We start from the raw sequence: 15,493 nt of genomic DNA on the forward strand, positions 1-15,493 counted from the left end.
GCATCTGCGAGATGCCCTCTCACCGAGTTGAATTTGAACCTTAGACAGTCCTATTCTTCCCGGTCAGGCGGGCATTTCGTCTTTAATGACGTGCTATCTCGCCGATACTCATCGGTGGATCAAGGCTTAGGCCTCTAACGAGTCGAGTCAAAGACGTCCATATGGAACACTCGCACCGGGGCGTTCCAGGTAAGAACCTAAGGAACCTTCAACGCGGTGGTGCCTCCGGTTCCATTCAGGCCATGGATCGCCACGACATGGAATGATCGCAGCAGCAGGAATACCACACGTGCAGACGTGCGGACATGGCCATGTGAAAGGGGCCTGTCTCAGTAACGGTGTTTCTGGCGTTTTCATTTAGTAGGTCTCCGCGGCCGGCCAGCGGTCGGCGAAGGGGAAGAGCGAATGCGTTCAGCGCGGGCTTCCAGCGGATCGTCCATCGGGCTCATCCCACGCCCGTCGGGTTGAGGGATCTGGTGACAAGGTACAGGCATTTCAGCGCGGGCTTCTAGCGGATCGTCCATCGGGCTCGTCCCGCGCCTGTCGGGTTGAGGGATCTGGTGACAAGGTACAGGCATTTCAGCGCGGCCTGCTCTGTCGGGAAGTGTCCGCGCGCCCGGACGGCTCGGCGGTATCGGGCGTTCAACGACTCGATCGCGTTGGTGGAGCAAATCACTCTGCGGATCTCGAGGTCGTAGTCCAGGAACGGAATGAACTCCTCCCTCGCGATCTCCCACAGCCTCACGATCGCCCCGTATCTGGTGCCCCACAGCTCGGTGAACTCATCAAGGGCGGCCCTCGCGGCCGTCGGGTTAGGCGCCGAGTGGATCGGTTTGATCGCACGTTTAGTCCCGTCACAGTGTTGCTTGGAGGCAAGTTTGAAGGTGTTCCGGATCAGGTGGATCACACATGTCTGCACTGTTGCCAGCGACCAGACGTTCGACATCATCTCGGGCTGCCACTTCGGCCCGTCGCAGACCAGGAAGAGCGAGTCTTTCACCCCGCGATTACGAATGTCAGTGAGGACGCTCATCCAGAATTTCGCGCCCACACCACAGGTGCCGGCCCAGAGGCCCAGGACGTCCTGCTCGCCTGCCAAGCTGACCCCGATCGCCGCGTGAATGGGCGGGTTCGCGACCTGCCCATCACGGATCTTCACCACGATCGATTGGGGCACCTCCCACGAAGTGGGGACGATGAAGATCGCGGCGTACACCTCATTCAGGGGCCGCGCGGACCACTCGTTCATCTCCTCGACGACCTTGTCCGTGACGCGGGAGATCGTCTACTTCGACACGGATGCACCGTAGATCTGCGCGAAATGCGCGCTGATCTCACCCGTCGTCAAGCCGTTGGCATACAACGACAAAACGACTTCCGCGACCCCGTTCAAACGACGTTGTCGCTTCTTCACGATCTGCGGTTCGAAAGAGCCATCCCGATCCCGAGGGACCTCGATCGTGACCTCCCCAGTCGCTTCCGTCAACACAGTCTTCGGGCGCTTCCCGTTACGGACATTGCCCGACGTGCGGTCACGGTCGGGACGATGCTTTTTGTGCCCGAGATGCTCGGTGAGCTCCTCGCTCAGGGCTGTCTCGAGCACGTTCTTCGTGAACAGCTTCAGCAGGCCATCAGGGCCGGTCAGCGCCAGGCCCTGTTCCTTAGCCTTGATCCACCACCCGCGGGTCGGTGGATCAAGGCTTAGGTCCGGCGGTTATTCTGTGCTGAGGATCGCAAACTGTGTTCCGAAGGCGAGGTTTTACGTATGGTTCGACCTGAATGGCCTCGGACGTTCGGGCGCATTATTGTGAGTCGGCCGGTAACGGCTGGGTATGTGGTGTTGTTCTGGGTGGTGGGGTTGACGACGGGAAGTTTGTTGTCCGGGCCCGCCGAACCGTTGGCTTCCGCCGTCCGTCTCTCGGTAGACTCCGCGGTGTCGAGTCCCTGGACCATAGGAACAGCCCTGTTCTGGGCGGACTCCCTCGGCGGATATCTGGTAGCGACCGTTTTGTTGATGCTGACGGGGTGGGCGTTTGAACGACGGATGGGAAGCGGCAGGTTCCTACTCGCTGCCCTGGCGGCACACGTCGTCGGAGTCTTTCTGACTGTTGGCTTCACCGGGCTGACGAGTGCCTTGGTCGGTGACTGGACGGCAGCCCTGGTATCCGAGTCCTTCGTGGGGGTGACGGGCCTGGTGTGTGGTGCTGCAGCCGCCGGATCGGCAGCGCTCGGAACCCTGTGGAGGCGGCGCCTGCGGGTCGGCCTGTTCACCGTTGTGGTCTTGCTGGCGCTGTTCAGCGGGACCTTCCAGGACATGCTTAACCTGTTCGCTGCGGTGGTCGGCGCGATCATCGGTCCTTGGCTGAAGGGCCGCCGTATTCATCGGCCGCGTTTCGCCGTGAGCCGGAGGGAGGCGCGGGTCCTGATCGCGCTCCTGGTGGCGGCGTGTGCGGCCGGTCCGGTGATCGCCGCGCTGAATACGCAGGCGGCGGGTCCGCTGGCTGTCCTCGAGTATCTGTTCACCGAGGTCCAGCCCACCGATCCGGCGACTGTCACCGCGGTGTGTGCGGATTCGGCGCAGGTGGAGGACTGCGCAGCCGCGAGGCTGCAATTGCGTGCCGGCGCAGGTGCGGTATTCATGGCTGTCCTGCCGTCGTTCCTCCTGGTGGTCCTCGCCGACGGACTCCGCCGAGGTCGCAGATTCGCGTGGTGGGCGGCGCTGATCATCCAGACACTCGCAACGATCCGGGCGGCAGCAGAGGTTTTCTCGCTCTCTGCCGGTTCGTCAGGGATCGTCGGTCTGCCCTTGGTTGAAGCAGCGTACGCCGGCCGGCTCGTAAGCGTGGCCGTAGCGTTGATCGTGCCCTTGGTGGTGATCGTTGTCCTCCTGATGAGTAGATCTCTATTCACTGTTTCCGCCCCACCTGGCACTTACAGGCGGCTCGTCGTGGTGCTGGCTGTGGCAGGAATTATGTTGAGCGCGCTGTATGTGGTAATCGGTCTGTTGTTGAGTGACGGGTTCACTCCGGAGCCGGGATTCAGGCAGCTGTTGTTCGACGCGCCCGACCGTCTCCTCCCGCTGAGTCAGTTTCTTGAACAGGTTCCGGCGATCGTGCCGCAGAGCCCGGCTGCCGTGTTGCTCTACGAGGGTGTCGGCGTCGTGTTCTGGCTACTTGCCGCTGTCCTGATGATCCTGTCGTTCCTCCGTCCAGCTCATTACGGTGCCGGGACCGATGAGGACCGGGCCCGCGAGCTGTTGCACCTCCACGGTGGGAGCACGCTGGGCTGGATGACGACCTGGCCCGGTAATTCGTACTGGTTCTCCTCCTCCGGGTCCAGCTACGTCGCCTTTCGGGTCCTGTCAGGGGTGGCACTGACCCTCGGTGAGCCGGTTGGACCGCGTGAGGAGCTCGCGGCGACGATCGACGAGTTCAGCGAGTTCTGCTCGATGAACGGGTGGGCTCCGTGCCTGTACTCCGTGGGGGGCCGGGTCAGTGACCTGACCGACGCCACCGGGTGGAACAGCGTCCAAGTCGCGGAGGAGACGATCCTGCCGCTGGGCTCGATCGCCTTTACCGGTAAAAAGTTCCAGGACATCCGCACTGCTCTGAACAAGGCAGGGAAAGAGGGCATCCGGGCGGAGTGGGTGAGATATCCTTCTGCGCCACGAGCTGTGGTTGATCAGATCAACGCGATCTCCGAGGAGTGGGTGGCAGACAAAAGCATGCCGGAAATGGGGTTCACCCTTGGGTCGCTGGACCAGGTCGATGATCCGGAGGTGCGCTGTCTGATCGCCGTCGACGCTGATCGGACTGTTCACGCCGTGACCTCCTGGTTGCCGGTGTACGAAGATGGTCAAGTGGTCGGGTGGACCCTGGACTTCATGCGCCGACGTGGGACAGGGTTCCGGGCCTCGATCGAGTTCCTGATCGCCTCGGCCGCCCTGACCCTCGAGCAGGAGGGATTCGGGTTCATCAGCCTCTCGGGGGCGCCGCTGGCGCGCCTTGATCCCACCGACTCCCCGGACGCGGTGAAGGTCCTCGACCGGGTTCTTGCCGGGCTGGGCGCCCTGCTCGAACCGGTGTACGGCTTCAGATCCCTCCTGGCCTTCAAAGCCAAATTCCAACCGACATACGAGGCACTGCACATGGTGTATCCGGACGCTTCGGCGTTACCCGCGATAGCGAACGCCGTAGGCCGGGCCTATCTACCCGAAGTCTCCCTCGGACAGGGCCTGAACCTCGCCCGCAAGGTCCTGGTACGCAGCGCATGAGTACCATCTCCCTGATCTCCGGCCCGGTCCCGGTCCTTGCCCTCGCCGCGGGCGCAGCAGGGCTCGGATGGTTGGTGGTGAAATCGCGCCGCTACCTGGTCCGCGTGGTGCCCGTGGCGCTGATCGCCGCAGGAGGACTCACCCTGGTCCTGGTATATGTCGCGGAGAACGTCTTCCACTGGTGGGACGACACCCTCCCCCCGATCCTGTACATCCCGGCGGGCCTCACCTTCCTCGCCCTGCTCCTGGTCGTACCGCGGATCCGCGCCAGGTCGGGTTCGAGGCTGGTCGCGGTGGTGGCCGGGGTGGTAAGCGTGGTCCTGGTCGCCGTGGCCTCGGCATCATTCGTCAACGTGCATTTCGGGCAGTATCCGACCCTCGCCAGTGCCCTGGGAGATACCGGCGTGTCGGATCAACCCATCAGCTCCGTCGCCGCCGGACCCAACACCCCCGGAACACCGGCCACATCGCAGAGTACGTGGACCGCGCCGCCGAACATGCCCACCGGCGGGACGATCTACTCGGTGACTATTCCCGGCCCAGTCTCCGGATACGCATCAGCACCGGCACTTGTCTATCTACCGCCGGCCTACCTCGCCGCACCTAAAGCATCGAATCTGCCCGTCCTGGTCCTCTTCCACGGGCTGCCCGGAAGCCCCGTGGACTGGGTGAACGGGGGGCAGATCGCCCAGGTCATGGATACCTTCGCCGCCGCTCACGACGGCCTGGCACCGGTCGTGATCATCCCGGACATCACCAACAACGGTGCCAGTGACCCGCCCCTGTGCATGGATACCAAGGTCAGTAAATCCGACACGTACCTCTCCGTGGATCTACCGGCCTGGGTGGAATCCACCCTCGGCGCTGGAACCGCAAGCGCCCGGCAATGGGCTATCGCCGGATACTCCTACGGCGGGACCTGCACCATGCAGCTGGCCACCAATGACTCTGAGGTCTACCCGACATTCATCGACATCGCGGGTGAGACCGAGCCGACCGTGGAGGGCGGGCGCTCGGCAGTCATCAGCACCTACTTCGCAGGAGACGCGTCCGCGTTCACCGACCAGAACGCCCTCGACAGGCTGAAAAGCCACTCATTCCCGGACTCGGCCGGCATCGTCGTCGTCGGGGCCACGGACACCACCTACAGATCCCAGGGCCAGCAGGTGTTCGACGTCGCCCACGCCTCCGGCATGGACGTCACCGAGCAGGTACTGCCCGGCGGCCACTCCTGGCAGGTCTGGAAACCGGGCCTGGTCAACAACCTGGATTGGCTCGCGCAAAGGATGGGTCTCATCAAATAATCGACCGCGAAAAGCCTGGAAACATTGTGGAGTTCTGATGCCTGACATGAGCGACGACGTTGCCCCCATCGATCGTTCGTCCGCAGGTGGTGCCGGGCCAGGTAGTGAAGATTCCACATCTGCGGTCGGGGCTGATTATGAAGCGACGCCCGAGTCGAGGCCGGACGAGACAGACGAGGTATCAGCTCGAGCGCAGATGGTCGGGGTCCGCCGGAATCGGCGTATCCGGCGGTGGACGGCTGTGTTGACGGTGCTGTTGGCGGTGTTGACGGTGGCGTCTGCGCTGTCGCCGCCGTTACGTGTGCGGATGGAAGTGTTGCTGGAAGTACTACCATTTCCCGCTTTGCACACCGCTGCCGCATCGACGGTGTTCGTGGGCTTTGTACTGGGGCTGTGTGCTCGTGGGTTGTTGCACGGTCAGCGGATCGCGTGGGTGGTGGCGGTTGCTCTAATGGTGACGGCGGTTGTGCTCAACCTCATCAAGGGCCTCGATGTCGAGGAAGGAGTAATCAGTCTCGTCCTGGTCGGATGGTTGGTTCTGGTCCGGCGGGCTTTCACCGTGGTGCCTGCCCGGGCTCAGCTGCGGCGGGCTGTGAATGTGGCGGTGGGGGCCACAGTGTTCGTGATCGTGGTGTCGACGGTGCTCGCTCTGACACTGGGGCGCCGTCATCACCCGCGGGCCGGTGAGACGATCCGTGCCGCTGCGGAGCGGCTCGGAGGTGACACACGTCTGCCCATCGTGGGGTTGGGGCCAGCAGGTACACCGTTGTTGGCAGCGGCTGGGATTGCTGTGGTGGTGGCGGCACTGTGGATACTTCTGTCACCTCGGCGATCGTTGCCGCGCACACCGGCGGATCACCTCGTCGACCGCGAACGTGCCAGGGCTATCGTTGCTCTCTATGGTGGGGGAACGTTGGACTACTTCGCGCTACGCGATGACAAGGAATGGTTCTTCACGAACGACGCGGTAGTGGCCTACGCGGTGCGAGGCGGCGTCTGTTTGGTCTCACCGGATCCGATAGGCCCTCATGGAAGCCAGTACCAGGTGTGGGCAGATTTCATGGATTTTGCTGCCACACGTGGCTGGACGCCGATGGTTGTGGCAGCCTCCGCAGACCGCCTCGAGATGTATGGTCATGCGGGCCTGAAACCCATGTATCTCGGCGACGAAGCCGTCGTCGACGTGGCTTCCTTCACCCTGACCGGGCGGGCTGTGAAGGGGTTGCGGCAATCAGTGAACCGGGTCGAGCGTGCAGGAGTGAACGCCGTTTTCATCGATCCAGCCACGGCACCGGACGAAGTGCGGGAGAAGGTGCTCGCTATCGCCGATAAATCGCGTCAGGGTGAGACGGAGCGGGGCTTCTCGATGACGCTGTCCCGAATGTTCGATCCTGCCGATACCGGCTTTTTGATGGTGCTGGCCACCGATGAGAGGGGCCGTGTGCTCGGATTCATCCAGTGGGTTCCTGCCACCGATCTGCCCGGCTGGTCGCTGGACGTGATGCGCCGCGACACTGCCACGGATGTCCCCAACGGGTTGACCGACTTCATGATCGTCAAGACGATCGAGCGCATCGCCGCTGAGGGGGGCAAGGGTCTGGGCCTGAACTTCGCGGTCATGAGGGACTTCATGACGAAGCCGCCCGAGAGTGTCGCCGAGCAGATCCGACGTCGCATCCTCGACATCGTCGCCAAGCACTCGCAACTGGAATCGCTGGGCAAGTTCAACGAGAAGTACGACCCCACATGGGTTCCGCGGTACGTGATGCGCGGCAGCGGGGATGAACTCCTGAAACAGGGACTGGCGGTTGCCCAGGCTGAAGGAGTGATCGACACCCCGGGCAGGGCGGCGCGGTCATGACACCGGGCAGGAACTCCTCATCTGCTTCGTCCTCGTTCGATCGGGAAGCGAGGTTCTGCTGATGGGCGTTTCCCTGGCCGCGGCCGTGGTGGCTTCCGTGTTGATGGGAAGCGCCGCGATCTTGCAGTCACTGGCGACTCGCCGTGCAGTCGGCCTCCTGGTCTTGAAGCACCCGCTGTATGTAGCCGGGACGGTGTTGGACCTTATCGGGTGGGGACTGTCGGTAGTGGCGATGCGCCACCTGCCCCTCCTGGCGGTGCAGACGATTCTGGCCGCGTCGCTGGCGGTCACCGTGATCCTGGCAGCACGAATACTTCGGGTGAAGCCAAGTCGTAGTGTCTGGGTTGCCGTCATCGTGGTGTGTTTGGCGTGCGGTGTCGTTGTAGTCGCCGCACAGCCGGGCCCACCGGCACCCGCCCCTGCACAGTTCAGCCTGGTCCTCACCTTTTCGCTGATCCTGCTGGTAGCTGTGGCCGCGCTGTCCTACAGGCATCCGCGAACACCCGTATGCGCGGTAGTGGCCGGCATGGGGTACTCGGGTGCCGCTGTTGCGGCCCGGGCGATACATGGCTCCTCCATCGATGCGCTTTTGAAGGAGCCACTGGTATGGCTGATCGTAGGCTTCGCCATTGTGGGAGCCGTGATGTTTTCCCGGGCGCTGGAGACCCGCGCCGACGCAGTCAATGAAGCATCAGCCTGGTTGTGGGTGATCGAGATCGTCGTACCGTCCATCGTCGGTGTCATGGCTCTCGGGGACCAGGTACGTCCTGGATGGGCCATTCCCACCGTGGTGGCCATGATCGCCGCCATCGTGGCGACGATGAGGATCTCGACCTCCAACACCCTGCTCGAACACCTAGTCAGTCCCCAGGCGTCGTAGTACTCAGTAGTCCCGCTGCGCTGCCGGACCGAAAACGGACGATACCCAAGGTGGATGGACCACGACAAGCAAGGGCGTCCCGGGCCGTCACTGATCGGTTCCCTGCGAATGGCCTGTGCACTCCTCGCCGCAGCAATGACCGCTGGGGTGACTGACGGCTGGACCCGTTCGTGCTGGTGCTAGGTGACCCATGGAGTCCTGACGCTATCGACGCTGTGGACAATTGTTGTCGTGGGTGCTGCGGTCTGCGATGACGTGACGGTGCTGCCCACGGCCGCTGTCACCACCAGTAGTGCACCCAGCAGGAAACTCCCTCCTGCCATCATCGCCGCCCGACGTTGCTCGCGTCCTGTCCGGTACATGGTGTCCTCCTCAGAGCATCTAAGTCTGGTCAGAATCGGCCATCAGTAGGTGAAAGCTCGACAACCACAGTGTTCACCGAGGACCTTGAACAGATGCTGAGGATCTGCAGCCGGCGACACCGACCGAAGAACACCACCCAGCAACTTCGGGGCACCGCGCAAGGAAGCGATCAATGCGATTGACCAGCGATTCTGACCCTCGAAGACGAAGACGAAGACGAAGACGAAGACGAAGACGAGGGCGAGGGCGGCCCCCTGCTCTCTCAGCATTCTCTAAGTGAACGGGGGTGAGAGTTGTATCAGGCAGCCAAAGCGGCGCCGGACCCGACGCACCAGCTAGAGAGCAGTATTCAAGGGTTCACATGCGTTGATTGAAAGGTAGTAGTGCCATGAACACCTCCCAGAAGAAGAAGGCCGTCGTCGGCTCGATCGCAGGTCTGGTTCTGGTCGGCGGAACCGCTCTCGGCGGTATCGCCGTCGCCAACGCCAACACCACCGGCACTGACTCGATGGGAACCAGTGACGTTGCACAGGATGAGAGGGGCGAATCGAACGAGGCGAAGGTGAAGGGGTCGATCTCGGTCCCGGAGTCCGCGACCGAAGTCTCCGACGCCGAGGAAAGCGCCCAGCTGGCCAAGCTCGCGACGATCGACACCAGCGCAGCCGAGAAGGCTGCCGCAGCGTCGGTGCCCGGCAGCACGGTCGTCAGTTCGGAACTCGGTGACGAGGACGGGTTCGTGGTGTACGAGGTGGACGTCAAGGATGATGCGGGAACGGTCACCGAAGTCACCGTCGACGCCGGCGACGCAAGCATCCTGGCCTCCGAAACCGGCGATGATGATGACGACCAGGAGGATGGCAATGAGGCGAAGGTGAAGGGGTCGATCTCGGTCCCGGAGTCCGCGACCGAGGTCTCCGACGCCGAGGAAAGCGCCCAGCTGGCCAAGCTCGCGACGATCGACGCCAGCGCAGCCGAGAAGGCTGCCACAGCGTCGGTGCCCGGCAGCACGGTCGTCAGTTCGGAACTCGATGAAGAAGACGGGTTCGTGGTGTACGAGGTGGACGTCAAGGATGGTGCGGGAACGGTCACCGAAGTCACCGTCGATGCCGGCGACGCCGGCATCCTGGCCTCCGAAACCGGCGATGACGACTAAGGAGCTGGAGGCCCCTGTATCGGGCTGACCATGACGGTGATCCTGACATCAACACCATCCAGGTAGCCTCCGGGTAATTCGCCAGCGACCGTCAACCGTACAAGAGCTCCTTCTGGCAGTTTCAGCGTGAGTGAGACCCCAGGACCCCGACCGCGTACCGCTCCCCACAGCGGTACGCGGTCGGTCCTGCGCCAAACCCGTACTCCGCGACTGGCTCACACCCAGGCACGCTGACGGAATTCATAGATGAGCCACGTGGCCCCTCGCCTGCAAGAAAAAGGTGGGCGGATACGCTCCGGAACCTTTCAGTTCCCGCTTGGGAGGGTGGCCAAGCAATCAAGTAGCTAATGCCCAAACGCTCGGTCGTGGTCGTCAGCGACTACACCGAGTACTCGGAGGCGTCAGTGGTTTCCAGTGGTTGGCACTACATAGGTTCTCCAGTGAAGTGACCGACCGGCTATCAGCACAAAGTGTGAGAGGGAAAAGTACATGATGCATCTTATGGCTGGGTCTCTACCGGCTGGACTATCCCTGGGGAGCGTTGCGGACCCGGCAGCGCTGCTCGATAGCGCCGGAGGATGGGTTTTGCTGGTGGTCGCCGCGATTGTCTTCATCGAATCCGGGGCACTGTTTCCCTTCCTGCCGGGGGACTCCCTGATCTTCACCGCGGGCCTTCTTCACGCTCAGCTAGGCATCAATCTGGTGGTCCTCATGGCGGTCATCGTGGGCGCTGCTATCGCAGGAGATCAGGCAGGATACTGGTTGGGTCGCCGCTTCGGACGGCGCCTGTTCACAGAGGATGCCCAGGTACTGAACACTCGATACTTGACCGGTGCGGAGAACTTCTTCACCCGGTACGGGGGACGATCGCTTTTCCTGGCACGGTTCGTGCCATTCGCCAGGACCTTCGTTCCACTGGCAGCCGGCACTGCGCAGTACCGCTACCGCTCGTTCCTCCTGTGGAATGTCATCGGGGCGGTCCTCTGGGGTGTCGGTCTGACCCTCGCGGGCTCGCTGCTGGGTGGGGTGCCCTTCGTCACTGATCATATCGATCTCATCGCCGTGGTCATCGTGACGTTGTCCGTCGTCCCCACTGTCGTCGAGATCATGCGTCACATCACGAAGAATAGAGCGAGCAGGGCAGCTCCTTCACCGCTGGTCGAAGAACAGAAGCATGATGAACCCGTGCTCCCTCATCGTGAGGTTGAAGTACCGTGACAGCGTCGTCGCAGCGAGACAGCTCGCACGCTGCCCGGTCATCGCAGGTCGGGCGTGGACCAGGAGCGGATACCAAGCAGCATGAGTCCGGACACGGCAGGGCTCGTCCCTCGTTCCTGCTACGGCACTGGGTGGTCGGTCCCTTCGTGGTCGGAGTTCTCGTCATGGCCGCCGGCCTAATCCTGAAGACCAATCTTTTCCTCGCCGCGTTCGATCTTCGGTTGTTGCAAGACGTCAGCCACCTCCATAGCGGAGTGGGAAACGCTGTCGCGCTGGCACTTCACGCCGGCCTTCGTGGGCTATCGGCAGTGGTGGTACTCGCCCTCGTGGTGGGTGCGATGATGGCTCTCACCCGGTCCGTCCGGAACGGGTTGACCATTTTCGTCCTGACCACGGGTGGGTGGGCTGCAACCGCGGTCATGAAAATACTTGTTAGCAGATCACGTCCTGATCAGTCGTTGTTGGCCGACTCGCTTCTCCCGGGCGTCCAAGGTGCGACGTCGTTCCCGTCCGGTCACACAGCGTTTGCTGCGTCCTTGGGGATCGCGGTAGCGCTCGTGATGTGGCGGACCCGATGGAGGACTCCCGCCATCGTCTCTGCCGCCGTATTCGCTGGGCTTGTCGGGGCGTCTCGAATCTATCTTGGCGTTCACTACGTCTCCGATGTCGTGGCATCCTTCGTCCTCTCCGCAGCGGTGATCGTCCTGCTGACTGGCGCGACCGGCTTCTTCCAGCGGTACCGAGCGAGTCTCATTAGGATTGGATCACCTGAAGGTGGAAGGAACCCCTGATGCGCGTGCTGCTGGTCGAGGACGAACAAGACCTTGCCGAGTCAGTTCGTCGTGGTCTGACGAACGAGGGGTTCGTGGTCGATGTAGCCCACGATGGTGTCACCGGCGCGTGGATGGCCGTGGAGAATCCGTACGACGCCGCGATTCTGGACATCATGCTTCCGGGCAAGCACGGTTACCAGATCCTCAAGGAGATCCGCGAGGCGAAGATCTGGACCCCGGTGTTGATGCTGACAGCCAAAGATGGCGAGTACGACCAGACGGATGCCTTCGACCTCGGTGCCGACGACTACCTGACGAAACCGTTCAGCTTCATCGTCCTGGTCGCCCACCTGCGAGCACTGATCCGTAGGGGAGCTCCGGAGCGCCCAGTTGCCCTGACGGTCGGCTCTCTCGTGCTGGATCCGGTACGACGCATGGTGACACGACGAGGATCGCCTGTACCTCTGACGCCGAAAGAGTACGCCATCGTCCATTTCCTGATGCGCCACCACGACCAGGTGGTGTCGAAAGCGGAGATCCTCGACAACGTGTGGGATCCAGCCTATGAAGGCAGCGACAACGTGGTCGAGGTCTACATCGGGTACCTCCGCAAGAAACTGGACCTGCCCTTCGACACCACAACACTGACCACTGTCCGGGGTATGGGATACTGCCTGGTCTCTGATGAGCCGTGAACCCGGCCCAACGGTAGCTTCTCCGCCGGGTGGGACACCACGCCGCACTTCCCGCCGTGGCGCCCCACGCCTATCGGGGTGGGGTGTTCGTCGGCAAGCAGTCCTGGCCGCTGTCATGACCATGGCCGTCGTTCTGATCCTGGCCGGAGTAGTACTGCTCCTGGTCCTACGATCATCACTGCTCGACAACGCCCGGGACCTGGCAGTACAACACCGCGACAGCATCATCGAACAAAACCAGGAAAACGACTCCGAGGACCTTCCCGGCAATCTCATCCCTGACCCCGGGGGTGTCGGCGGCACCTCGGGTGCACAGGTCACACAAATCATCGACGCACGTGGCACCGTCATCGCCACGACAGACCCATCCGTCGACGATGCGCTCTACGACGACGATTTCCTTGACCCTGGACAATCTTTCGTATCCGGCAACCCAGGGCTCAGCGGCATCATCGACGTCGATGACTACGTTGTCGCAGCCCAAGGCGTCCGAACTCCCGACGGTGACAGGATCGTCGCGGTCGGAGTGCCGACCGACATTGAACGCGATGCCATCAGCACGGTCGGCTGGTTCCTCCTGGCAGGTGTCCCAGTGCTACTTGCTCTAGCGGGGACGCTCATCTGGTTCCTCGTCGGACGGGCATTGCGACCTGTGGAACGCATCCGCGCAACCGTGGCCGGTATCTCCCAGCAGCACCTCGACGAGCGGGTGGAGGTCCCTCCCACCCGCGACGAGATCGAACGCCTCGCTTCCACCATGAACGACATGCTGACCAGGCTGCAGAGCGCCGACGCCGCGCAGCGCCGATTCGTCACCGACGCCAGCCACGAACTGCGCAGCCCTCTGGCCACCCTGACCACCGGACTGGAGATCGCGGCCGCCGACCCCTCCGTAACGACCTGGCGCGAGACGTCCGGCATGCTGCAGACCCAGGCCAACAGGATGGGATACCTCGTCGAAGACCTGCTGACCCTGGCCAAGATCGACGATGCCGGGCTCAGGTTCGTGATGCAGGACGTCGACCTCGATGATCTGCTCCTCGAGGAACTGGCCCGGCTGAAAGGCGTTTCCCAACACGCCATCCGTACACATATCGAACCGGCGCGGATCACAGCCGACCCCCAACGCATCACCCAGGTCATCAGGAATCTCCTCAACAACGCCGACCGACACGCGGCCACAACCATCACCATGAACCTCACGACCGAACCAGGACCTACCACCGTCACCAACCCAGCCGATAAGAGTCACGATCACGGCCTCGAAGCCGCAGGAAGGACAGTGATCCTGACGGTCGACAACGACGGTGACAGAATCCCCGCAGCACAACGCCAGCGAGTGTTCGACCGGTTCGTACGCCTCGACGCGAGCCGAACCCGGGAAAGCGGCGGCAGCGGTCTCGGTCTGGCCATCAGCCAAGAAATCATCAGGGCGCACTCCGGCACCATCGTCACGACCGAAACACCAGCCGGTCACACACGCTTCGAAGTGATCCTCCCACTGCAAAATACTCACCCGGCGACGGTCGACGCCAGCACGAAAAAAGCAGCTCCCGATAGCGATCCGGCACGCAGCTCCCCCGACGAAATACTCAAAACGCGTCGAGGGCGTCAATGAAGACGGGACTGTCAGAAAAACGGTGTGTGGGAGTCCGGCCTGATCCGAGAGGAGATGGCCGTGAACGACTTCACGACCGAAGTATTAGAGGCGATGATCGATCCTGTGACGGGAGAGATCATTGATCAGAAGGTCCTTGCCGAACGGCTGCTGGCCCAGGCCAAGGAGCAGGGCGTGAGCCTTGTCGGTCCGGGTGGCTTGCTGAGTCAGCTGACGAAGAGCGTGCTGGAGACCGCGCTGGAGGCGGAGCTGACCGAGCATCTCGGGCACGACCACGGGCAGACGCCCATTGCGGCGAACATGCGCAACGGGACGAGATCGAAAACGGTGTTGACGGAGATCGGCCCGGTCGAGATCGAAGTGCCCAGGGACCGCGACGGATCCTTCGAGCCGGTCATCGTGCCCAAACGGAAGCGTCGTCTGGATGGCATCGATGAGATCGTGCTCTCGCTGTCCGCCCGCGGACTGACCACGGGAGAAGTAGCGGCGCATTTCGAGGAGGTCTACGGCGCCAGGGCCTCCAAGGACACCATCTCGAAGATCACGTCAGAAGGTCGCAGGTGAGCTCGCGGAGTGGTCTTCTCGTCCGCTGGACCCGCTCTACCCTGTGCTCTTCGTGGACGCGATCGTCGTGAAAATCCGGGACGGGCAGGTACGGAACACACCGTTCTACGTCGTCATGGGCGTCACCGTGAATGGGGAGCGTGACATTCTGGGGATCTGGGCCGGCGACGGGGGTGAAGGTGCCCGGTTCTGGTTGCAGGTCTTCTCCGAGCTAAAGAACCGCGGCGTCGAGGACGTGCTCATCGCCGTCTGCGACGGGCTCAAAGGGCTTACCCGAGGCGATCAACACGACGTGGGAGCGCACGGTGGTGCAGCAGTGCGTCGTGCACCTGATCCGCAACAGCTTCCGCTACGCTGGCCGGCAGCACCGCGACGGGATCGTCAGGGCCCTCAAACCGGTCTATACGGCCCCGTCCGAAGCCGCTGCGAAGGACCGGTTCGAGGAGTTCGCTGCGGAGTGGGGTAAAAGGTATCCAGCGATCGTGAAGCTCTGGGAATCCGCGTGGGCTTCAGTTTGTGCCGTTCCTCGAGTACGACGTGGAGATTCGCTTAGGTGATCTGCACGACGAACGCTATCGAGTCGATCAACGCCCGCTACCGGCGGGCTGTCAGAGCCAGGGGCCATTTCCCAAATGAGGCCGCGGCGCTGAAGTGTCTGTATCTCGTGACCCGGTCTCTTGACCCGACCGGCGGTGGCAGAGCACGCTGGGTCATCAGGTGGAAACCAGCGCTCAACGCGTTCGCGATCACCTTCGCAAGTCGGTTCGAGAAAACCATCCACTAATGAAAAC

General features: G+C 62.6%; 11 protein-coding genes and 3 pseudogenes. 10 read left to right on the forward strand and 4 right to left on the reverse strand.

What is annotated here, in order from left to right; genetic code table 11:
• Nucleotides 1–357 precede the first annotated feature (357 nt).
• Both FQ377_RS15345 and FQ377_RS13885 read right to left on the reverse strand, forming a co-directional pair.
• Nucleotides 358–502, reverse strand: a pseudogene (locus tag FQ377_RS15345) (IS256 family transposase); the annotation flags it as partial.
• A gap of 6 nt (nt 503–508) precedes the next feature.
• Nucleotides 509–1,672: pseudogene (locus FQ377_RS13885) on the reverse strand (IS256 family transposase).
• Nucleotides 1,673–2,044: 372 nt separating this feature from the next.
• Between FQ377_RS13885 and FQ377_RS13890 the strand changes: the two are divergent.
• From FQ377_RS13890 to FQ377_RS13905, 4 genes are all read left to right on the forward strand, one after another.
• Complete coding sequence (locus FQ377_RS13890) at nt 2,045–4,273, forward strand: bifunctional lysylphosphatidylglycerol flippase/synthetase MprF (protein ID WP_211096865.1); 2,229 nt, start codon at nt 2,045–2,047, stop codon at nt 4,271–4,273.
• Nucleotides 4,270–5,577, forward strand: a complete 1,308-nt coding sequence (locus FQ377_RS13895) for an alpha/beta hydrolase (RefSeq protein WP_148601803.1) — start codon at nt 4,270–4,272, stop codon at nt 5,575–5,577. The genes FQ377_RS13890 and FQ377_RS13895 overlap by 4 nt, the downstream gene beginning before the upstream one ends.
• A 46-nt stretch (nt 5,578–5,623) precedes the next feature.
• A complete protein-coding gene (locus FQ377_RS13900; RefSeq protein ID WP_222861886.1) occupies nt 5,624–7,438 on the forward strand; it encodes a bifunctional lysylphosphatidylglycerol flippase/synthetase MprF in 1,815 nt (604 codons plus the stop codon).
• A gap of 61 nt (nt 7,439–7,499) precedes the next feature.
• Complete coding sequence (locus tag FQ377_RS13905) at nt 7,500–8,318, forward strand: hypothetical protein (protein WP_136455018.1); 819 nt, start codon at nt 7,500–7,502, stop codon at nt 8,316–8,318.
• A 404-nt stretch (nt 8,319–8,722) separates the two neighbouring features.
• On the opposite strand, the gene FQ377_RS13910 is transcribed toward FQ377_RS13905, so the two are convergent.
• Nucleotides 8,723–8,950 (reverse strand): hypothetical protein, encoded by a 228-nt coding sequence (locus tag FQ377_RS13910; RefSeq protein WP_148601805.1) that lies wholly within the window; start codon nt 8,948–8,950, stop codon nt 8,723–8,725.
• A gap of 119 nt (nt 8,951–9,069) precedes the next feature.
• Here FQ377_RS13910 and FQ377_RS13915 point away from each other — a divergent pair, with 119 nt between their 5' ends.
• From FQ377_RS13915 to FQ377_RS13930, 4 genes are all read left to right on the forward strand, one after another.
• On the forward strand, nt 9,070–9,834 hold the full coding sequence (locus FQ377_RS13915; protein WP_136455020.1) for a PepSY domain-containing protein: 765 nt from the start codon (nt 9,070–9,072) through the stop codon (nt 9,832–9,834).
• A gap of 591 nt (nt 9,835–10,425) precedes the next feature.
• Complete coding sequence (locus FQ377_RS13920) at nt 10,426–11,052, forward strand: DedA family protein (RefSeq protein WP_246021294.1); 627 nt, start codon at nt 10,426–10,428, stop codon at nt 11,050–11,052.
• Nucleotides 11,053–11,198: 146 nt separating this feature from the next.
• On the forward strand, nt 11,199–11,843 hold the full coding sequence (locus tag FQ377_RS13925; protein ID WP_222861887.1) for a phosphatase PAP2 family protein: 645 nt from the start codon (nt 11,199–11,201) through the stop codon (nt 11,841–11,843).
• A complete protein-coding gene (locus FQ377_RS13930) occupies nt 11,843–12,520 on the forward strand; it encodes a response regulator transcription factor (protein ID WP_136455024.1) in 678 nt (225 codons plus the stop codon). The genes FQ377_RS13925 and FQ377_RS13930 overlap by 1 nt, the downstream gene beginning before the upstream one ends.
• A gap of 175 nt (nt 12,521–12,695) precedes the next feature.
• Here the strand turns inward: FQ377_RS13930 and FQ377_RS15020 are convergent, their stop codons facing one another.
• Nucleotides 12,696–13,004: a hypothetical protein gene (locus tag FQ377_RS15020; protein ID WP_168796560.1), complete on the reverse strand. Its 309-nt coding sequence runs from the start codon at nt 13,002–13,004 to the stop codon at nt 12,696–12,698.
• Between the two features lie 42 nt (nt 13,005–13,046).
• On the opposite strand from FQ377_RS15020, the gene FQ377_RS13935 reads away from it, so the two are divergent.
• Nucleotides 13,047–14,138, forward strand: a complete 1,092-nt coding sequence (locus FQ377_RS13935; RefSeq protein WP_222861888.1) for a sensor histidine kinase — start codon at nt 13,047–13,049, stop codon at nt 14,136–14,138.
• A 93-nt stretch (nt 14,139–14,231) separates the two neighbouring features.
• A pseudogene (locus tag FQ377_RS13940) lies at nt 14,232–15,486 on the forward strand (IS256 family transposase).
• Nucleotides 15,487–15,493 lie beyond the last annotated feature (7 nt).

The sequence above is a fragment of the Arthrobacter echini genome (assembly GCF_008107445.1).
Taxonomy (GTDB): Bacteria; Actinomycetota; Actinomycetes; order Actinomycetales; family Micrococcaceae; genus Arthrobacter_D; species Arthrobacter_D echini_A.

Coding starts and splice junctions, on each gene's coding strand:
- FQ377_RS13900 (WP_222861886.1), top strand. CDS start 5,624: ATGAGCGACGACGTTGCCCCCATCGATCGTTCGTCCGCAGGTGGTGCC.
- FQ377_RS13890 (WP_211096865.1), top strand. CDS start 2,045: ATGGGAAGCGGCAGGTTCCTACTCGCTGCCCTGGCGGCACACGTCGTC.
- FQ377_RS13915 (WP_136455020.1), top strand. CDS start 9,070: ATGAACACCTCCCAGAAGAAGAAGGCCGTCGTCGGCTCGATCGCAGGT.
- FQ377_RS13930 (WP_136455024.1), top strand. CDS start 11,843: ATGCGCGTGCTGCTGGTCGAGGACGAACAAGACCTTGCCGAGTCAGTT.
- FQ377_RS13905 (WP_136455018.1), top strand. CDS start 7,500: ATGGGCGTTTCCCTGGCCGCGGCCGTGGTGGCTTCCGTGTTGATGGGA.
- FQ377_RS13895 (WP_148601803.1), top strand. CDS start 4,270: ATGAGTACCATCTCCCTGATCTCCGGCCCGGTCCCGGTCCTTGCCCTC.
- FQ377_RS13910 (WP_148601805.1), bottom strand. CDS start 8,950: ATGCTGAGAGAGCAGGGGGCCGCCCTCGCCCTCGTCTTCGTCTTCGTC.